We start from the raw sequence: 19,334 nt of genomic DNA, 5'->3' as shown, positions 1-19,334 counted from the left end.
CAGTATGACCCACGTAAAAGTCGCGAAAGAAATGACGCAGGCAGGGGCAATAACGTTGGCCGCGCGTATCGGGAATCTGGCGACGAAAAAGAAAAAGCCCGCTGAAACTCAGCGGGCTTTTTCTTGATCTGGCGGAGCGGACGGGACTCGAACCCGCGACCCCCGGCGTGACAGGCCGGTATTCTAACCAACTGAACTACCGCTCCAGCTTTTTTGCATCATGGCCTGCGAGCGTTGGTTACCTCTCTCAAGCTGCATCGCCGGCTTGCCGTGGCGCTGCTGATGTCTGGCGTCCCCTAGGGGATTCGAACCCCTGTACTCACCGTGAAAGGGTGATGTCCTAGGCCTCTAGACGAAGGGGACAATGTACGCTTACACCTTTAATGAAAAAGCCCGCTCAAGCGCACCTGAACGGGCTTTATCTGGCGGAGTGGACGGGACTCGAACCCGCGACCCCCGGCGTGACAGGCCGGTATTCTAACCAACTGAACTACCACTCCATTTACTGCATGCCCGCGAGCGATAGTTAAATCTCTGCAAGCGACGCCGCTCTCGACAACCAAGCGACGCTGATATCTGGCGTCCCCTAGGGGATTCGAACCCCTGTACTCACCGTGAAAGGGTGATGTCCTAGGCCTCTAGACGAAGGGGACAATGTACGCTTACACCTTTAATGAAAAAGCCCGCTCAAGCGCACCTGAACGGGCTTTATCTGGCGGAGTGGACGGGACTCGAACCCGCGACCCCCGGCGTGACAGGCCGGTATTCTAACCAACTGAACTACCACTCCATTTACTGCATGCCCGCGAGCGATAGTTAAATCTCTGCAAGCGACGCCGCTCTCGACAACCAAGCGACGCTGATATCTGGCGTCCCCTAGGGGATTCGAACCCCTGTACTCACCGTGAAAGGGTGATGTCCTAGGCCTCTAGACGAAGGGGACATAATCTTTTCAGATTCTGTCGTGTTCTCGCTGTTATTTACCGCCAACAGCGAAGAACGATATTCTAACTGCCGTACTGCTGTTTGTGAAGTCTTTTTTGCTACAACGACTGCGCTTCGAAAGACTTCATTCTGCTCTGATGGTGGAGGTAAGCGGGATCGAACCGCTGACCTCTTGCATGCCATGCAAGCGCTCTCCCAGCTGAGCTATACCCCCTTGCAGAACAGAAGCGAGATTGTAGATAGCGAATCTCGTTTTGTAAATACCCTTTGAGTCACCGCATACGACTTTTTTCAAAGCCGCATGCATACAGTTTCACGCGCGAGAAGAATCGCAGCCGCTCGTTCAGGCAAGCGCCTTTTCGATGCGGCTCACGACGACGTCACGACCGAACAGCATCAGCACGCTGTCGATCGATGGCGTGTGCGTCGTGCCCGCCACGAGCAGACGGACCGGCATCGCGAGTTGCGGCATCTTCAGCTTGTGCGCACCGAGCGTTGCCTTCAACGTGGCAGCGATGCTCTCCTTTGTCCACTCCGCGCTCTTCAATGCAGTCGCGAGATCGGTCAGTGCGGGGCGCACAACGTCGGTGACGTGCTGCGCGACCGCCTCGGGTTCCGGAGCCGGCGCGCGGTAGAACATCGCGGCGTTCTCCGCGATCTCCTTCACCGTCGAAGCGCGGTCTTTCAGCAGACCCACAACGGCAGTCAGATCGGCACCCGCAGCAAGCGCCGCGTCGTCGATTCCGAGTTCGCCGAAGAACGGCTTCGCGAGAGCCGCGAGACGCGCATTGTCGGCTTCCTTGATGTAGTGCGCGTTCAGCCAGTTGAGCTTGTCGTGATCGTATTGCGCCGGCGACTTGCCGAGATGGTCGAGGTCAAACCATTCGACGAACTGGTCACGCGAGAAAATTTCCGCATCGCCATGCGACCAGCCAAGTCGCGCGAGATAGTTCAGCACGGCCTCTGGCAGATAGCCCGCGTCGCGATAGCCCATCACGCTCATTGCGCCATGGCGCTTGCTCATCTTTTCGCCCTGCTCGTTGAGCACGGTCGGCAGGTGGGCATAGACGGGCGACTCAGCGCCGAGCGCGCGCAGGATGTTGATCTGACGCGGCGTATTGTTCACATGATCGTCGCCGCGAATCACGTGGGTGATGCGCATGTCGATATCGTCGACGACCACGCAGAAGTTGTACGTCGGCGTGCCGTCCGGACGCGCGATCACGAGGTCGTCCAGTTCCTCGTTCGAGATTTCGATACGCCCTTTCACGGCGTCCTCCCATACGACGGTCCCCGTCAGCGGATTGCGAAAGCGCAGCACGGGCTCGACGCCGGCCGGTGGCGTCGGCAGGACCTTGCCCGGCTCCGGGCGCCACGTGCCGTCATAACGCGGCTTCTCGCCCGCGACGCGCTGACGCTCGCGCAGCGCGTCCAGTTCTTCCGTTGACATGTAGCACGGGTACACGAGGTCCTTTTCGACCATCTGCTTCAGGACCTCGCGGTAACGGTCCATGCGCTGCATCTGGTAGAACGGACCTTCGTCGTAATCGAGACCGAGCCAGTTCATTCCTTCGAGGATCGCGTCGACGGACGCCGACGTCGAACGCTCAAGATCGGTGTCCTCGATCCGCAGCACGAACGCGCCCTTCATGTTGCGGGCGAACGCCCACGGATACAGCGCTGAGCGGATGTTCCCCAGATGGATGAAGCCAGTGGGACTCGGTGCGAAACGGGTACGGACGGGTGTGGTCATGTGCGGTTACTCGAAGGCAGGCGCCAGCGCGCGGACATCAACGCGATGACGCACGAAAGCGGAACGCGTCCATGCGGCGCAGGCAGGGTGCAACGCGGCGCGTGGACTCGAATGACAGATGCAAGTCCGCGATTATACCCGCCGGTTGCAGTCGTCCGTGCCGTGTCCGTATGCGTGCGAGGTGCTTCGGGTAAGCAGGTGCGCGTTGTTTCAGCCGGCGGTTTTCGCACGCCATTCCCGCGCGGCGCCAACGCTTTGCTTTATGATGTGCCCGCGCCGCCCTCCCGACTGCGGCGCGGTGCGATTGCCGTGGGTGATCGCCCTGGAACGAATGCCGCGTCCCGTCACGCGATATCCCTGACCCGGATCGCACGGATGCCGCCGCTGGAGAAATCGTTGAAGCCGTCATCCCCTCGTCTGAGCCGCCGCAACTTTTCGCTTGCTGCAGCCTCCGCCATCCTTACCGCGTGCACAACCACGCCTGGCGGCAGCAAACCTGCCACTACCGCATCGACGGACAACCCCGTCGCGACCACGCCGCCGCCCGTCAGCAAACCGCCACGGCCGCTTCGTGTCGCCATTGCACTAGGCGGCGGCGCGGCGCGCGGCTTCGCCCATATTGGCGTGATCAAGGCGCTGGAGGCGCGCAACGTCGAGATCGACCTCGTATGCGGGACGAGCGCGGGGTCGGTAGTCGGTGCGCTGTATGCCTCGGGCATGAGCGGCATCGACATGAACCGGCTCGCCCTGAAGATGGACGAAGCGTCAATCAGCGACTGGGCGATGCCCTTCCGTACGCGCGGTTTCCTGCAGGGCGTCGCGCTCCAGAACTACCTGAACACGACGCTCAACAATCGTCCGATCGAAAAGATGGCGAAACCGCTGGGCATCGTCGCGACCGATCTGAAGACCGGTCAGCCGATCCTGTTCCAGCGAGGCAACACCGGCATTGCGGTGCGTGCATCGTGCAGCGTGCCGTCGGTGTTCGAGCCCGTGAAGATCGGCGGACACGAATACGTGGATGGCGGCCTCGTCAGCCCGGTGCCGGCCTCGTTCGCGCGCAAGATGGGCGCGGATTTCGTGATCGCGGTCGACATCTCCGCGCGTCCGGAAACGGCGCTGACGGCAAGCTCGTTCGACGTGCTCATGCAGACATTCACAATCATGGGCCAGACGATCAAGGCCTACGAACTCGACAAGTACGCCGACATCGTGATCCGCCCGAATCTCGCCGCGATGAACAGCAGCGACTTCAGCCAGCGCAACGCCGCGATTCTTGCCGGCGAAGAAGCCGTCGCGAAGATCATGCCGGAGCTCCAGCGCAAACTCGCGGCCGGGCGGCCGGTCGTCTGACGGTTATCCGGCGGGTGGATCGATGCGCCTGCGGCGGCGCGTGCGATCCGTCCCGTCAACGGACAGCGCCAGACGCAAAAAAGCCCGCATCTTTCGAAGCGGGCTTTTTCATGCGTGCAGTGCAGGACCGGGAACGCTCAGTTGCCGCCGATGGTCGCGTTCACACGCGTACGCAGGTCCTGCTGTTCCGTAAACGACGTCTCGATACGACGCGCCCCGGTGAAACGTTTTTCCCAATACCCGTCGTCGAGGTCGTCGACACGGATCGTGCTGCCCGTGGACGGCGAATGCACGAACTTGTTGTCGCCGATGTAGATGCCGACGTGGGACGCCGCGCGACGCATCGTGTTGAAGAACACGAGATCGCCCGGCTTCAGCTCGCTCATGCGGACCTTTTCGCCGACCCGGCTCATTTCTTCGGCGCGACGCGGGAGCGCCATGCCCAGCGTGTCCTGGAACACGTAGCGGACGAAGCCACTGCAATCGAGACCCGAATCCGGCGTGTTGCCACCCCAGCGGTAGCGCACGCCAATCATGTTGAGCGCGCCCACCACGACGTCACCGGCCTTTCCGGCCATGCCGGAAAGAAATGACCGGGCGCCGCTATCGCTTGACGATGCGGCGCTTTGGGTTTGCGAACTGGAGGAAGATAATGAATTCGATCCATTCTGGATCGAAAATGTGGCGTTCTGGTTAATACTGCTTACTTCGTCGGCGAACGCGCCGGGAGCTGCAGCCATCATGACGCCGATAAACATCCCGGCGACGACGCGCGTACAAGCCTGGGTTAGAGATCGGTGCTGCATTGGTCGGTATTTTTTGCCTAAAAATCAGTGGGATACGGAAAGTTTTGTCGATACTAGCCAGTAAGTATTTATCTGTCAAAACAAATAGAAAAATACAATCGAGACACGCACCCAATTGGTGAATGTTAGGTCGCGAACGAAGCTTTCAGCAGCTTTCGTGTGTAAGGGTGACCTGGGGCAGCAAAAATTTTCTCCACATCGCCGGATTCCACGATAGAACCGTTCTGCATGACCGCGACCCGATGCGCCATTGCGCCAATGACGGCAAGGTCATGGCTGATGAAAATGAACCCGAGGTTGTATTTCTGCTGCAGACCGACTAACAGCTTGAGCACCTGTTGCTGGATCGAAACATCGAGCGCACTGGTCGGTTCATCGAGCACCAGGAGCCGCGGTTCCAGCACCAGCGCCCGGGCAATGGCGATCCGCTGCCGCTGGCCACCAGAGAATTCGTGTGGATAGCGCTGCAGCACCGTCCGGTCCAAACCGACTTCACGCAGCACCGAGATCACCTTCTCGCGCCGCCCTTGCGCACCCAGTTGCGGCCGATGCAGCGCCAGACCTTCGCCAACGATCCGCTCGATCGTCTGTCGCGGCGAAAGTGAACTGAACGGATCCTGAAAGACCACCTGCATGTTCGAGCGCAGCGCGGTCTGTTCGCGCCCCCGATAGCGCCTGAGCGCCTTCCCCTGGAAATCGATTTCGCCCGTCGCCGTGCGTTGCAACCCGAGTAGCGCCATCGCAAGGGTAGATTTTCCCGATCCCGATTCGCCGACGATACCGAGCGTCTCGCCCTGCCTCACCGACACATCCGCGTCCGCCACCGCGCGAAAACGCCCCGACCGGAACCACCCCCCCATGCCCGGCAACTTCGTTCGGAAATCGACCGAGACGTCGCGCGCTTCAAGGATGACCGGCGCGATCGGCATCACCGGCATCACGGTCCGCTCCGGGCGACTCTCCAGCAGACGCTGCGTGTACGGATGCTGCGGCGAGGCGAACAGCTGCTCGACCGGTCCGCTTTCGACGAGCACGCCCTTCTCCATCACGGCGACGCGCTGCGCGAAATGACGGACGAGATTGAGATCATGCGTGATCAGCAGCACGGCCATGCCGCGCTTCTGCGCTTCGTCGCGCTGGAGTTCGAGCAGCAACTCGACGATCTGCGCGCGAATCGTGACGTCGAGCGCCGTGGTCGGCTCGTCGGCGAGCAGCAGACGCGGCCGGCATGACAACGCCATTGCGATCATCGCGCGCTGACGCTGGCCGCCCGATAACTGATGCGGATAGCTGTTGACGCGCTTTTCCGGCTCGGCGATACCGGTGCGCGCGAGCAGCGCCACTGTGCGCTTGCGCGCCTCGAGCGGCGACACGCCGTCGTGTATCACGATCGTCTCGGCAATCTGGTCGCCGATTGTGTAGAGCGGATTGAGCGCCGTCATCGGCTCCTGGAAGATCATCGCGATGTCGGAGCCACGCAGGCCGCGCATCTCGCGTTCGCTCTTCGTCAGAAGTTCTTCGCCGTTGAACCGGATCGAGCCGCTCACCTGCGCGTCGCTCAGGAGACGCAGGATCGAGAGCGCCGTCACGCTCTTGCCCGAACCCGATTCGCCGACGAGCGCCACCCGTTCGCCGCGCTCGATGGCAAGCGTCACGTCGTTGACCGCGACCGTGTCACCGAACGTCACGTGCAGACGATCGAGCGCAAGCAGCGGCCCCTCGAAAGACGCTTTAGTGGATGCGTTCGCGCCGCTCACTGGTTGCCTCCCGCGCGCATCGCGTCAGCGATGCGGGTATCGAGCGCGTTGCGTAGCGCGTCGCCCATGAATGTCAGCAGCAGCAACGTGGCGACCAGCACGCCAAACGTCGACAGCGAGATCCACCACGCGTCGAGATTGGCCTTGCCCTGCGCGAGCAGTTCGCCAAGACTGGGCGTCGGCGACGGCACGCCGAGGCCGAGAAAATCGAGGCTTGTCAGTGCGAGAATCGAGCCGCTCATCCGGAACGGCAGGAACGTGATGACGGGCGTGAGACTGTTTGGCAGTACGTGACGCCAGATGATCTGCCAGTTCGAAAGCCCCATCGCCCGCGCCGCGCGCACGTAATCCTGCTGACGGTTGCGCAGGAACTCCGCGCGCACATAATCCGACAGGCCGATCCAGCCGAAAAGCGACAGCAGCACGATCAGGAGGATGAAGCCCGGCTCGAAAATCGACGCGAAAATGATCAGCAGATACAGCTCAGGCATCGCGCTCCATATCTCGATCAGACGTTGACCGACGATATCCGTCCTGCCGCCGAAGTAACCCTGTATCGCGCCCGTGAAGATGCCGATGACGGTGCCGATGAGCGTCAGCACCAGCGCGAATTCCACCGACACGCGAAAGCCGTACAGCAGTCGCGCGAACAGATCGCGGCCGCGGTCGTCCGTGCCGAGCCAGTTATCGCGTGAAGGCGGCGCGGGATTGGGCACCTTCGAGAAATAGTTGAGCGTGTCGTAGTAATACGGATTTGGCGGATAGATCGCGAAATTGCCGGGCGCATCGAAGCGATGCCGGATATACGGGTCGAGATAGTCCGCAGGCGTCGGGAAGTCGCCACCGAACGTCGTTTCCGGATAGGTCTCGAAAAGCGGAAAGTACAGGTGACCTTCGTAGCGCGCAACGAGCGGCTTGTCGTTCGACCACAGCGGCCCCGCGAGACTCGCCGCGAAGGCCACAATAAAAATGATCAGACTCCAGTAGCCGAGACGCTGCTGCCTGAAGCGCATCCAGATGCGACGAGCCGGCGACGGCGACACGAGCGCGCGAACTGTCTCGTTGCGGGTATGTGGAACGGCCTGGCTCAAGTCAGCGCTCCAGTTGTTCGAATTGAATGCGGGGGTCGACCCACACATAGCACAGGTCGGAAATCAGCTTCGTCGCAAGACCGATCAGCGTGAACAGATAGAGCGTGCCGAGCACGACCGGATAGTCGCGGCGCACCACCGATTCGTAGGACAGCAGGCCGAGACCATCGAGCGAGAACAGCGTCTCGATCAGGAGGCTGCCCGTGAAGAACGCGCCGATGAACGCGCCGGGAAAACCGACGATCAACGGCAGCAGCGCGTTGCGAAACACGTGCTTCCACAATACGCGCCGCTCGGAGAGGCCTTTCGCGCGCGCGGTCAGGACGTATTGCTTGCGGATTTCGTCGAGAAAGGCATTCTTCGTCAGCATTGTGATGACGGCGAAGCTGCCTATGACAGAAGCGAAAATCGGTAGCGTGATGTGCCACAGGTAATCGAGAATCTTGCCGCCGATACTTAGCTGCTCCCAGTTATCGGACGTGAGATTGCGCAGCGGAAAGAGTTGCAGAAACGATCCGCCGCCAAACAGCACGAGGAGCAGCACGCCAAGTACAAAGCCGGGAATCGCGTAGCCGACCAGCACCAGCAGGCTTGTCGCGACATCGAAACGCGAGCCGTTTCGCACTGCTTTCGCGATACCGAGCGGCACGGAGATGAGATAGGTCAGAAAGAACGTCCAGAGCCCGATGCTGATCGACACCGGCAGCTTCGACACGATCAGCGACCACACGCTTTGATGGCGAAAATAGCTCTGCCCGAGATCGAACCGCGCAAAGCGTTTGAGCATCAGCACGTAACGCTCGAGCGGCGGCTTGTCGAAGCCGTACAGCGCCTTGAGTTGCGCGATCTGCTGGGCGTCGACGCCCGAATGCGCGCGCATGCCAAACGTCGCGCCCTGCTCCGCGCCCTTGCGCAGATCGTGCACGGCCTGCTCGACGGGACCGCCCGGCACGAACTGGATCACGACGAACGTCAGCGTCAACACGCCGAGCAGCGTCGGAATCATCAACAGCAGACGTTTGAGAATGTAGCTCCACATGGTCGAGCGTCCAGGACGTGGTCCAGTGCAATTGAAGGGATGCGGCGACAGCTGAATACCTGCGTGATGCGTCACATCACGTCAGGGCTTTGGCTCGAACCACCACGTCGACGTAATCCAGTCGTTGGCCGAATAGTACAGCGGCAACGTCTTCGGCCATGCCATGCCGCGACGGTACGCAACGCGATGCGTCGCGCTGTACCAGTGCGGCACCACATAGTAACCATGCATCAGTATGCGGTCGAGCGCGTGGGTCGCGTCGACCAGTTGTTCGCGCGTCTGCGCCTGGATCAGCGAGCTCAGGATCGAATCGACGACCGGCGACTTCAGGCCAATATAGTTGCCCGAACCCGTTTCCCCCGCGGCCTTGCTGCCGAACCGGTCGATCTCCTCGGAGCCCGGCACCTGCACGTCGGGAAAACGGATCGTGGTGGCGTCGAAGTCGAATGCATCGAGACGCTTCTGGTACAGCGCGAAATCAACGACGCGAAAACGCGCAACGATGCCCAGCTTGCCCAGATTGCGCACGAATGTCGCCGTGATCGGCTCCATCGCTGCCGCCGAACCTGAGTCGTCAAGAATCTCGAACTCGAATGGTTCGCCCTTTGCGTTACGCAACGCGCCATCGCGATATGTCCAGCCCGCTTCGGTGAGGAGCGCGCGAGCCTGCAACAGGTTGGCGCGTAACGATCCCGGCGGATCGGTATCGGGTTGCTTCGGCGGCGGCCCGAAAATCGCTGGATCGAGTTTCGCGCGCCACGGGTTCAACAACGCAAGTTCGCCGGCTGAAGGAAGCCCGCTCGCCTGCAGGTCCGTGTTTGCGAAAAAGCTGTCGATCCGCTTGTACTGGCTGTAAAAAAGCTGCCGGTTGAGCCACTGAAAATCGAGCGCGAGATCGAGCGCCTTGCGCACGCGCACATCCTGAAAGAGCGGCCTGCGCTGGTTCAGGATAAAGCCCTGCATGCCCGTGCCGTTATGCTGCACAAACTCGCGCTTGATCAGCTCGCCACTGTCGAACTTCTTGCCGACGTCGCGGCGCACCCAGCTGCGCGCGACATATTCGACGAACGCGTCGTATTCACCCGCCTTGAACGCTTCGCGTCGCGCGATTTCATCGGAGTACAGCTTGTAGGTGATGCGCTCGAAGTTGAACGTGCCCACGCGCACTGGTAACGCCGCGCCCCAGTAGTTCGGATCGCGCCGATAGGTGATGTTGCGACCGTTATCGTAGCGCTCGATGACATACGGCCCGCTGCCGATCGGCTCCTCGAACGCAATCTGGTCGAACGCGACGTGACTGCCGTCCGGCTTCGCCCCCCACTTGCGCGAGAACACCGGCACTCCGCCTGCGATTAACGGCAACTCGCGATTGCGTTGATGGAACTCGAAGCGGATCGTCTTCGGGTCGACCACCACGGCGCGCGTGATCTCCGCGAAATACGCGGCGAACTGCGGCGCGGCCTTCGGACTTTTCAACGTATCGAATGAGTATTTGACGTCGTCGGCCGTGACGGGATCGCCGTTCGAAAAGTGCGCGCGCGGGTTGATGTGAAACGTCGTTGACAGGCCATCGGGCGCGATGTTGACGTCGTCGGCCAGCAGGCCATAGGCCGACGCGACTTCATCCGAGCTACCCGTCATCAGGCTTTCGAACATCACGCCGAGGCCCGGTGCAGCGTTGCCCCGCAGCGTGAACGGATTGAACTTGTCGAAGCTCGTAAGACGGTCGGGATTCGCGAGCACGAGCGTGCCGCCGCGCGGTGCCGACGGATTCACGTAATCGAAGTGCTTGAAATCAGCTGGATATTTCGGCTCGCCATATTGAGCGATTGCATAGACCGCTTGCGCCGGCTGCGCTGCGAACAATGCGATGACGCCAGCTGCAAACGCCATCGAACATGCGCGCTCCGACCGCGACCGTGCCCTGACGCCCGCCCACGACAACACGCGAATCACGGTATGCCATCCAGCACGAAACGGATGCGGCCATTGCGAGCCAGTTGGCAAGCCAGTCGTCATAGGGGCCTTATTGGTCAGGGGGCAGTTGCAATGTGAGAGAATTCTACCCAATAAACCCGCGCGATCCGAACGTCTGGCCACATCATGGCCATCCGGCCAGGACGGGGCCCGGTTCGATCCAGCTTCAACGCACATCAAACCCGGCCAAACCTGGCCGATCAGGGCCGAACGTCACGGCGCGCAGACTTCATCTGGAGATTTCATGGGCTTTCTCGCTGGTAAACGAATCCTGCTGACCGGCCTGCTGTCGAACCGTTCCATTGCATACGGTATCGCGCAGGCCTGCAAACGCGAAGGCGCCGAGCTCGCCTTCACGTATGTCGGCGAACGCTTCAAGGACCGCATCACCGAATTCGCCGCCGAATTCGGCAGCGACCTGATCTTCCCGTGCGATGTTGCGGACGACGCACAGATCGACGCCCTCTTCGTCTCGCTGAAGGAACGCTGGGACAGCCTCGACGGCCTCGTCCACTCGATCGGTTTCGCGCCGCGCGAAGCGATCGCCGGCGACTTCCTCGACGGGATGACGCGCGAGAACTTCCGCATCGCGCACGACATCTCCGCGTACAGCTTCCCCGCGCTTGCGAAGGCCGCACTCCCGATGCTGTCGAACGATGCGGCACTCCTCACGCTCAGCTACCTCGGCGCCGAAAAGGCCATCCCGAACTACAACACGATGGGTCTCGCCAAGGCGTCGCTCGAAGCGAGCGTGCGTTATCTGGCGGTCTCGCTGGGCGGCAAGGGCATTCGGGTGAACGGCATTTCGGCTGGCCCGATCAAGACGCTTGCAGCAAGCGGCATCAAGGGCTTCGGCAAGATCCTCGAATTCGTCGAAAACAACGCACCGCTCAAGCGCAATGTGACGATCGAGCAGGTCGGCAATACCGCAGCGTTCCTGCTCTCCGACCTCGCCGGCGGCGTGACCGCTGAAATCGTGCACGTCGACAGCGGCTTTAGCGAAGTCGTAGGCGGCATGGCGGGTGTCGCCGAGTAACGCGATAACGCGAATCAGCGGTTACCACCCTGATCGCAGCAGCAAAGAAAAAGCCGCCCGTCCAGGCGGCTTTTTCTTTCCACGCGCAGCATCACAACACGCCTAGTGCCAGCCGTTGTGATGACCATTGTCGTGGTGACCGTGGTCATGATAGTCATGGCCGGGAGGATGATGACGATACCAGTCATCGCGCGCCCAGTAGCGGTGGCCGTCGTAGTAACGGTCACCGTGCCAGCCGATCACGATCGCCGGGGCACCATACACCGGCGCCCCATACACCGGCGCGGGCTGATAGACAACCGGCGGAGGCGGAGGCGGCGCGTAAACCGGCGCCGGCGCAACGTAGACAGGAGCGGGAATGCCGATATTGACACCCACGCTCACGCCTGCCATCGCAACGCCTGACGCCCCGACCGCCAGCGCACCGATCAACAACGAAACAACACGAGCCGACTTCATGAATTCACCTTTGGCGAGTTGATTTTGTTGGACCGGAATATAACTTAACGTCGCCAATCGCGTATTTCAACTTTGTAATAACTGATGCACAACCTCGCATCCTCCGCGACTCCGTTACGTGTCGTTACATGGCTGGCAGATTTGCAAAGATTTCAGGCATCAAGAAATGAGGGCGTGAGTCACGCGGCCATGTCATCCAGGGGACGCTCCGCGATCGCCTCGCGGGCGAGGCCCGTGCGTTGCCCCGACGTCATGCACGCGTTCACCATGTCGCGCAGCGACGTCGCGTAGTAGTCTGCGCCCATCGCGTCCTGCAGATTTCCGCTCCACCCGTCCGTATCGCCTTCGGGCCAGAGTCCCACGACGATCGACGCGTGTGGCGCACGCTGGCGCACGCGCCGCACGAGATAGCGCAGGTGCGACGGAATGCCGTCGATGCCCAGATAGAAAATGCAGACTACCGATGCCGTCGTGGCATCGAGCGTGTCGATGCCGGTGCGGGACACGGCCTCATGCGGCAACGCCCGGCAATCGAAGCCGTGTTTCGCGAGCAGTTGCGCGAGGATCGACGTAGCGAGTTCATCCAGCGGTCCGCGCCCGGCCACGCACAGCACGCGACGCTGTGCGCCATGCGCGGGAATCTGCGGCACTACCGGTTCGACATCTGCGAACGTCGGCTCTCGCGTGCTGTCGTTTTCCGGGGTCGTGGGTGCGAGCCGGTGCGCGCTGTCTTCAGATGACGCAAAGACCGGTTCGACGTCTGCGCGCGGGTCGTCATCGAAACTTTCCAGTCCCTCGATGAGGTCGCTCGCCGTCGTCTCGATGCGCGCGAGCTGGGTTGCCGTCACGCTACCGCGCTGGACATCGTTCGCAGCGAGCTGCAGGCCCTTGATCGCGACCTCGTCGTAGTACGCCGAGAGTGGCCGGTCGCGGAGCAGGATTTCCGCCTGCTCCAGCGCTTCGTCCGCGTCGCCCGCCAGGATGCGCTGATAAAAGTTCTCGACCGGCGTCAACGCGGGCTGATCGCCCAGCAGCACGTCGAGAAATTCGAGCCGCCGCACATGGCGCCCGAGCACGAGGAGACACAGTGTCAAGGGCGTCGACAAAATCAGCCCGATGGGCCCCCAGATCCAGCTCCAGAAAATCGCGGCGACCACGACCGAGAACGGCGAGAGACCTGTGCTATGTCCGTACAGCAACGGCTCGACGACCTGCCCAACCAGCACCTCCACCACCACGAAAAGCGCCAGCGACGCGATCGCCATCGTCCACTCGGGACTCACAGCGGCCGCGAGCGCTGTTGCGAGCGCGGCGGAAATCCAGATACCGACATACGGCACGAGACGCAGCAGCGCGGCGAGAATGCCCCATAACACCGGACTCGGCACCCCGATAAAAAAGAGACCCACGCCGATGACGACGCCAACCCCGGCGTTCACGCCAAGTTGCGAGACAAAGTAGCGGCTCAGACGTCGTGCCGCTTCATCCATCACGGTTGTCGTGCGATGCAGGTCGCGCGAACCGAATAGCCGTATCGCGCGGTCGCGCAGATCGTCGCGCTGAAGCAGGATCACGACGGTCACGACAAAGACGATAAACGCGGTTTCGAGCGGACTGATGATCGGCGACAGCACGCGCCGCGCGAGTTCAAGCGGCGTGGGGACAGGCTCGCGTACCTCGACCGGCACGGCCGCATCAGGGCGTGCCTCGGGCGAACTCGATGCACGCTGCGGTGGCGGCGATGGCGGCTTCTCCACCGTCGCGTGCTGAAACGCCTGCCCGGCCGCGCTGATCAGACGGTTCAGCCGACCGATCGTCAAACCGTGCGCCGCGTCCATCTTGTGTTCGATCGTCGCCTGATAGCGCGGAATGCCGGACGCCAGATCGGTCATCTGCGTGGCGATGACGCCGCCCAGCACGACCATCACCGAGACCGACATCGTCACGGCAAGAAACACTGAAACGACGTGCCCGAGTCGCAAGCGCCACAGCAGATCCGCAAGCGGCGCGACAAGAAAACTTAGCAGGATCGCGAGCGTGATCGGAATCAGCACCTCGCGCGCGAAGTAGAGACCGGCGACCACCGTCACGCCGACCGCGAGCGTGATCAGCCCCTGAACGGTGGGCGTCGCGGAAGCAGTCACGTGTGACGTCTTGCGCCGCTGACGCAGATCGGGCGACTCGTTCATATGAAGTGATCCGGATGCTTCGTGACTGACGCTGCGCTGTGAAGACGCGCGGGATGAATCATCGCCGCGTGTCGGGTCAGGACGGGAAATGCAACGGCAGGAAAGTGCCCTTCAGGCGGAAACGCAGCATGGATATCCGCCTGCTCGCACTGCGCTACACCGGGGCTCCCGGCTCAGGCCTTGCCATCCGGATCAGCGCCGCTTTCCAGCGCCTTGCCGCCGCTCTGCTCTCTCTGGATTTCGGCGCGGGCCTGTTCCCAGTATTCATCGGGCGTGCCCTTGGGATCGCGTGCGCTCTCCCAGAGGTGATAGGCGCGGGTCCGAATCTGCTCTTCGATTGAAGTGTTGTCCATGACGTGACCTCCGTGGGTTCGCGTGACCCGCGCGCCAGCAAGGCGTGCGCTCAACGCGCCTCAAACATTTCGTTTCAACGAGGTCAATGGAGCAATCGGCGTGCCGCGATTTGCGCGACATATGAATGTGCGCGGAAGGGAAACTACGCAGCAGAAAAACAAAAACCCCGTAAGTCCGAGAACTTACGGGGTTTCGCCGCCATCGCTGGCGGAGACGGAGGGATTCGAACCCTCGATCCAGGTTTTGGCCCAGATGCTCCCTTAGCAGGGGAGTGCCTTCGACCTCTCGGCCACGTCTCCCAAACTTTCGCTCGCGCAGGGAGTCAGCGCGACGAAGCCAAGATAATAGCGGGTTCACGCAACGTGGTCAATTTCTACGACACATTTTTTGTGCCAGTTCGTCATCGACGCGTGAATTCCTCTCGAACTCACCCACGCTCATGCACCCGCCATGCATTCGCAGGCAAGCAGACACGCGGGCAAGCCCGTAATGGGCCCGCCGCACATCGTTACGCCTGATCGAGTTCGAATGCCTTATGCAGCGCGCGCACGGCGAGCTCCATGTACTTCTCGTCGATGAGTACCGAGATCTTGATTTCGGACGTCGAGATCATCTGGATGTTGATGCCCTCTTCCGACAGCGTGCGGAACATCGTGCTCGCGATACCGACGTGCGAACGCATGCCGACACCGACCACCGAAACCTTCGATACCTTCGGATCGCCCAGCACCTGCTCGGCGTTCACGTGACCCTTCACCTGACCCGTGAGGATGTCCATCGCGCGCTGATAGTCGCCACGACCGACCGTGAACGTGAACGCCGTCTTGCCTTCGACGCTCTGGTTCTGGATGATCATGTCGACGTCGATATTCGCGTCCGCCACCGGGCCGAGGATCTGATACGCGATGCCCGGCTTGTCAGGCACACCCATCACGGCGATACGTGCTTCGTCGCGCTGGAACGCGATTCCCGAGATGACTGCTTTTTCCATGGTCTCGTCTTCTTCAAAAGTAATCAGGGTGCCCGACGTCATTTCCGTTTCGAGCGGGATCATCGGATCCGTCAGGCTCGACAGCACACGCGTCTTCACCCGATATTTGCCGGCGAATTCAACCGAGCGGATCTGCAGCACCTTCGAACCGAGGCTGGCCATTTCCAGCATCTCTTCGAACGTCACGCAATCGAGGCGTCGCGCCTCTTCGACCACGCGCGGGTCTGTCGTGTAGACGCCGTCGACGTCGGTATAGATCAGGCACTCGTCGGCTTTCAGCGCCGCAGCCACCGCGACCGCCGACGTATCCGAACCGCCGCGCCCAAGCGTCGTGATGTGGCCTTCCGGATCGATGCCCTGGAAGCCCGTGATCACGACGACCTTGCCCGCGTCAAGATCGCGCAGCACGCGTTCGCCGTCGATATCGCTGATACGCGCTTTCGTGAACGCGCTGTCGGTTTTCACCGGCACTTGCCAGCCAGCGTAGCTGACCGCATCGACGCCCGCTTCCTGCAGGGCGATCGACAGCAAACCGACGCTGACCTGCTCGCCAGTGGACGCGATCATGTCGAGTTCGCGCGGATCCGGCTGGGCGGAAATTTCTTTGGCGAGACCGATCAGACGGTTCGTTTCGCCGGACATCGCCGACGGCACGACGACCATCTTGTGGCCGGCCTTGTGCCATTTGGCGACGCGCTTCGCGACGTTCTTGATGCGCTCGACCGAGCCCATCGAAGTACCGCCGTATTTATGTACGATGAGTGCCATTGTCGTTCTGAACTGGAGTGGTGACCGCGCTTCGGCGCGCTGGAGACGACCGCACAACAGGCAACGTACAGGAATGACGATGGAGTGTGGCGGCGTAAATGCAGCGCGCGTGCAACTTGCGCAGGATTTGCCCTTTTTGGTTTGCCCGTAACGGCAGGCTGCGAGCGGGGTGCGGCTGGCAACCGGTCCGGACATGACCGGGATTACGATAAAAACACGGCAAAATCTCGCCGGGCAAACAGGTTAAAGTACCTGATCGAGCGAAAAAAGACAAGCCGGAATCCCGTAAAAACGGCCTCCAAACGCTTGTGCACAAAGGATTTGCGCGCTTTTTCGGGACATTTTCCGGTCTTCTCGCGAACTGTCAGGCGATCAGCACATCCGGGCGCCAGTCGAGGCGAAAATAGCGCGATGCGTTGGCTTCGGGTTCATCGGCGGCGATAGTTGCCGTCTCGCGATTGATACCGACGAGCGGCACGAAGAGGAGCGCATCGCCGCTGAAAACGAGCGGCACATCGCGCTTCCACGACGGCACGCCACGCTCCTGGAACAGGTTTTTCAGCGTCCGGCTCGATCCGTTCGCATCCACACGCATGCGTTCGCCGCCCGCGCGCGAACGCGCCGCCAGCGGCGCTCGCGTGAGGAGCGGCTCGGCGATCGCGTCGGGATCGTCCGCTTCGACTTCGGCGAACACGAAGGTGCCCCGCCACTGCGGCAAACGCCAGATCGATTCGCCGCGCCACGTCAACTCGCTCACGGGCCGTGCGTCGATCGCGGTTTCATCGGCGGGTTCGGCGCTCTCCCCTGCTTCCCAGTAAATTTCGTCGCGATAGTTACGCAGACTCTGGCCCGCGTGATCGACACGCATGCCGTGATCGCGCGTGACGTCGCGAAGCTGGCGCAGCGCATCGGCAAGGCGCGCCGTCGAAGCAGCCGGCAGGCCGAGCGTGCGTATCCAGTAGCGCAGCAGGTTGATCGCGCGCTCATCGTCGAGCGCGAGCAATGCGTCACGCGACAGTGCGCGCGCATCGTTGCGGGCGGCCTGCTGCAGATCGATACGTGCAAGCTCGTCGAGCAGACGCTGGGCGGCGGCGGCATGCGTCGCCGTACGTGAAAGCGCGTCGCGAAACCCCGGAAAATGGACCGCCAGTTGCGGCAATACCTCATGACGCAGCGCATTGCGTGCGTAACGTGTGTCTGCGTTCGATTCGTCGTCGATCCAGCTCAGGTCACGAGCATGCGCATACTGTTCGAGCTGCGCGCGCAGCACATGCAGCAGCGGCCTGAATCGTACGATCCGGGCGCCCGGGGCGAGCCGTTCGGGCGCCATCGCGGCAAGCCCGGCAAGCCCGGCTCCGCGCAACAATTGCAGCAGCACCGTTTCGGCCTGGTCGTCCGCGTGCTGCGCGAGCCACATCGCCGGTATATCGTGACCGACACACATTTCGTCGAGCGCTCGATAGCGCGCGTCGCGCGCCGCGGCCTCGATGCTCACACCGCTCTCGCGGGAGATATCGACATGCCGCGCCTCGAACGTTACGCCACGCTCGCGCGCAAACGCGTCGCAATGCGCGAGCCATTCGTCCGCATGCGGGCTCAGGCCATGATGGACGTGTAACGCCACGCACCGCGCCGCGCCGGCCACACGCACCGCCGCATCGAGCAGCGAAGTCGAGTCGAGCCCGCCGCTGAACGCGACGGCCACACGCGCGCCGGGAGGCAGCGCAGAAAACGCCGCGCCGACCGCATCGAGAACGAGGCGGTCGGCGGGATTTTCAGCAGGAAGAGTCACGGCAGAAAGGCGCGATGCACCCTTGAGAACGGACGCCGGCTTAAACGCCGGGCGTCATTTCCTTGAACTTGCCGTACGCCATCAGGCGTTCGAAGCGGCGTTGCTTCAGGTCCTGAATGCTCATGCCCTGGAACTGACGCAGGGAATCGGCGAGCGCACGGCGCAGCATCGCAGCCATGCCCTTCGGATCGCGATGCGCGCCGCCGAGCGGCTCGTTGACGATCTTGTCGATGAGACCCAGCGCCTTCAGACGATGCGCGGTGAGACCCAGCGCTTCAGCGGCTTCAGGTGCCTTCGCGGCGCTCTTCCACAGGATCGACGCACAGCCTTCCGGCGAAATCACCGAATAGGTCGAGAACTGCAGCATCAGCACGCTGTCGCCGACGGCAATCGCGAGCGCGCCGCCCGAACCGCCTTCGCCGATGATCGTCGCGATGAGGGGCGTTTTCAGCTCGGCCATCACGTACAGATTGCGACCGATCGCTTCCGACTGACCGCGCTCTTCCGCGCCGATGCCCGGATAGGCGCCCGGCGTATCGATGAACGTGAAAATGGGCAGACCGAATTTCTCGGCAAGACGCATGAAGCGCTCAGCCTTGCGATAGCCTTCCGGGCGCGGCATGCCGAAATTGCGCAGCGCGCGCTCCTTCGTGTCGCGGCCCTTCTGGTGACCGATCACCATGCACGGCTGGCCGTTGAAACGCGCAAGGCCGCCGACGATCGACAGGTCGTCCGCATAGCTGCGGTCGCCGTGAAGCTCGTGGAAATCGGTGAAGAGTTCGCTCACGTAGTCGAACGTGTACGGACGCTGCGGATGACGCGCGATCTGCGAAACCTGCCATGGGCTCAGGTTCGCGTAGAGGTCTTTGGTGAGTTGCTGGCTCTTCTTCGACAGCCGCTCGATCTCTTCCGAAATATCGACGGCCGAATCGTCCTGCACGAAGCGCAATTCTTCGATCTTCGCTTCGAGTTCAGCGATCGGCTGTTCGAAATCCAGAAACGTGGTCTTCATTGGTTGTAATCC

14 protein-coding genes and 8 tRNA genes are annotated in these 19,334 nt (G+C 61.8%); 2 read left to right on the top strand and 20 right to left on the bottom strand.

From position 1 onward, the window contains the following. Window positions 1-129 precede the first annotated feature (129 nt). From LPA36_RS13855 to gltX, 8 genes are all read right to left on the bottom strand, one after another. Window positions 130-206 (bottom strand) — tRNA-Asp (locus LPA36_RS13855). 81 nt (window positions 207-287) lie between these two features. After that, window positions 288-363 (bottom strand) — tRNA-Glu (locus LPA36_RS13850). Window positions 364-423: 60 nt separating this feature from the next. Further along, window positions 424-500 (bottom strand) — tRNA-Asp (locus LPA36_RS13845). 77 nt (window positions 501-577) lie between these two features. Continuing rightward, window positions 578-653 (bottom strand) — tRNA-Glu (locus LPA36_RS13840). Window positions 654-713: 60 nt separating this feature from the next. Continuing rightward, a tRNA-Asp gene (locus LPA36_RS13835) sits at window positions 714-790 on the bottom strand. A gap of 77 nt (window positions 791-867) precedes the next feature. Beyond that, window positions 868-943, bottom strand: a tRNA-Glu gene (locus LPA36_RS13830). A 140-nt stretch (window positions 944-1,083) separates the two neighbouring features. Beyond that, window positions 1,084-1,159, bottom strand: a tRNA-Ala gene (locus LPA36_RS13825). A 129-nt stretch (window positions 1,160-1,288) separates the two neighbouring features. Continuing rightward, a complete protein-coding gene (gene gltX / locus LPA36_RS13820; protein ID WP_228877318.1) occupies window positions 1,289-2,698 on the bottom strand; it encodes a glutamate--tRNA ligase in 1,410 nt (469 codons plus the stop codon). A gap of 267 nt (window positions 2,699-2,965) precedes the next feature. On the opposite strand from gltX, the gene LPA36_RS13815 reads away from it, so the two are divergent. Next, window positions 2,966-4,051 (top strand): patatin-like phospholipase family protein, encoded by a 1,086-nt coding sequence (locus LPA36_RS13815; protein ID WP_407674282.1) that lies wholly within the window; start codon window positions 2,966-2,968, stop codon window positions 4,049-4,051. Window positions 4,052-4,188: 137 nt separating this feature from the next. Here LPA36_RS13815 and LPA36_RS13810 read toward each other — a convergent pair whose 3' ends face one another. The 5 genes from LPA36_RS13810 to LPA36_RS13790 form a co-directional block, all read right to left on the bottom strand. Next, window positions 4,189-4,857, bottom strand: a complete 669-nt coding sequence (locus LPA36_RS13810) for a C40 family peptidase (RefSeq protein WP_228877314.1) — start codon at window positions 4,855-4,857, stop codon at window positions 4,189-4,191. Between the two features lie 125 nt (window positions 4,858-4,982). Then, window positions 4,983-6,614 (bottom strand): ABC transporter ATP-binding protein, encoded by a 1,632-nt coding sequence (locus tag LPA36_RS13805; protein WP_228877312.1) that lies wholly within the window; start codon window positions 6,612-6,614, stop codon window positions 4,983-4,985. Next, window positions 6,611-7,753: an ABC transporter permease gene (locus LPA36_RS13800; protein WP_407674274.1), complete on the bottom strand. Its 1,143-nt coding sequence runs from the start codon at window positions 7,751-7,753 to the stop codon at window positions 6,611-6,613. The genes LPA36_RS13805 and LPA36_RS13800 overlap by 4 nt, the downstream gene beginning before the upstream one ends. Continuing rightward, on the bottom strand, window positions 7,707-8,744 hold the full coding sequence (locus LPA36_RS13795) for a microcin C ABC transporter permease YejB (protein ID WP_228877308.1): 1,038 nt from the start codon (window positions 8,742-8,744) through the stop codon (window positions 7,707-7,709). Before LPA36_RS13795 ends, LPA36_RS13800 begins: the two co-directional genes overlap by 47 nt. An 81-nt stretch (window positions 8,745-8,825) precedes the next feature. Further along, window positions 8,826-10,637: an extracellular solute-binding protein gene (locus tag LPA36_RS13790; protein WP_228877307.1), complete on the bottom strand. Its 1,812-nt coding sequence runs from the start codon at window positions 10,635-10,637 to the stop codon at window positions 8,826-8,828. A gap of 328 nt (window positions 10,638-10,965) precedes the next feature. Here LPA36_RS13790 and fabI point away from each other — a divergent pair, with 328 nt between their 5' ends. Continuing rightward, window positions 10,966-11,757, top strand: a complete 792-nt coding sequence (gene fabI / locus LPA36_RS13785; RefSeq protein ID WP_228877305.1) for an enoyl-ACP reductase FabI — start codon at window positions 10,966-10,968, stop codon at window positions 11,755-11,757. Window positions 11,758-11,859: 102 nt separating this feature from the next. Here fabI and LPA36_RS13780 read toward each other — a convergent pair whose 3' ends face one another. From LPA36_RS13780 to LPA36_RS13750, 7 genes are all read right to left on the bottom strand, one after another. Next, on the bottom strand, window positions 11,860-12,216 hold the full coding sequence (locus LPA36_RS13780; RefSeq protein ID WP_228877304.1) for a hypothetical protein: 357 nt from the start codon (window positions 12,214-12,216) through the stop codon (window positions 11,860-11,862). Between the two features lie 179 nt (window positions 12,217-12,395). Beyond that, on the bottom strand, window positions 12,396-14,405 hold the full coding sequence (locus LPA36_RS13775; protein ID WP_228877302.1) for an AI-2E family transporter: 2,010 nt from the start codon (window positions 14,403-14,405) through the stop codon (window positions 12,396-12,398). 173 nt (window positions 14,406-14,578) lie between these two features. Next, a complete protein-coding gene (locus LPA36_RS13770; protein ID WP_228877301.1) occupies window positions 14,579-14,758 on the bottom strand; it encodes a DUF2934 domain-containing protein in 180 nt (59 codons plus the stop codon). A gap of 206 nt (window positions 14,759-14,964) precedes the next feature. Then, a tRNA-Ser gene (locus tag LPA36_RS13765) sits at window positions 14,965-15,058 on the bottom strand. A 209-nt stretch (window positions 15,059-15,267) separates the two neighbouring features. Continuing rightward, complete coding sequence (locus LPA36_RS13760) at window positions 15,268-16,518, bottom strand: aspartate kinase (RefSeq protein WP_228877300.1); 1,251 nt, start codon at window positions 16,516-16,518, stop codon at window positions 15,268-15,270. A gap of 364 nt (window positions 16,519-16,882) precedes the next feature. Continuing rightward, on the bottom strand, window positions 16,883-18,310 hold the full coding sequence (gene tilS, locus LPA36_RS13755) for a tRNA lysidine(34) synthetase TilS (protein ID WP_228877299.1): 1,428 nt from the start codon (window positions 18,308-18,310) through the stop codon (window positions 16,883-16,885). 40 nt (window positions 18,311-18,350) lie between these two features. Then, window positions 18,351-19,322 carry an acetyl-CoA carboxylase carboxyltransferase subunit alpha gene (locus LPA36_RS13750; protein ID WP_228877298.1) on the bottom strand — a complete coding sequence of 324 codons (972 nt, stop codon included), beginning with the start codon at window positions 19,320-19,322 and terminating at the stop codon, window positions 18,351-18,353. Between the last annotated feature and the right edge of the window lie 12 nt (window positions 19,323-19,334).

The sequence above is a fragment of the Paraburkholderia saeva genome (assembly GCF_907164555.1).
Lineage (GTDB): Bacteria > Pseudomonadota > Gammaproteobacteria > Burkholderiales > Burkholderiaceae > Paraburkholderia > Paraburkholderia saeva.
Note: the sequence above shows the minus strand (reverse complement) of the source record. Positions and strands in the feature narration are given on the sequence as shown.

Coding starts and splice junctions, on each gene's coding strand:
- LPA36_RS13795 (WP_228877308.1), bottom strand. CDS start 8,744: ATGTGGAGCTACATTCTCAAACGTCTGCTGTTGATGATTCCGACGCTG.
- LPA36_RS13790 (WP_228877307.1), bottom strand. CDS start 10,637: ATGGCGTTTGCAGCTGGCGTCATCGCATTGTTCGCAGCGCAGCCGGCG.
- LPA36_RS13760 (WP_228877300.1), bottom strand. CDS start 16,518: ATGGCACTCATCGTACATAAATACGGCGGTACTTCGATGGGCTCGGTC.
- LPA36_RS13770 (WP_228877301.1), bottom strand. CDS start 14,758: ATGGACAACACTTCAATCGAAGAGCAGATTCGGACCCGCGCCTATCAC.
- LPA36_RS13775 (WP_228877302.1), bottom strand. CDS start 14,405: ATGAACGAGTCGCCCGATCTGCGTCAGCGGCGCAAGACGTCACACGTG.
- gltX (WP_228877318.1), bottom strand. CDS start 2,698: ATGACCACACCCGTCCGTACCCGTTTCGCACCGAGTCCCACTGGCTTC.
- LPA36_RS13750 (WP_228877298.1), bottom strand. CDS start 19,322: ATGAAGACCACGTTTCTGGATTTCGAACAGCCGATCGCTGAACTCGAA.
- LPA36_RS13810 (WP_228877314.1), bottom strand. CDS start 4,857: ATGCAGCACCGATCTCTAACCCAGGCTTGTACGCGCGTCGTCGCCGGG.
- LPA36_RS13800 (WP_407674274.1), bottom strand. CDS start 7,753: ATGTGTGGGTCGACCCCCGCATTCAATTCGAACAACTGGAGCGCTGAC.
- LPA36_RS13780 (WP_228877304.1), bottom strand. CDS start 12,216: ATGAAGTCGGCTCGTGTTGTTTCGTTGTTGATCGGTGCGCTGGCGGTC.
- fabI (WP_228877305.1), top strand. CDS start 10,966: ATGGGCTTTCTCGCTGGTAAACGAATCCTGCTGACCGGCCTGCTGTCG.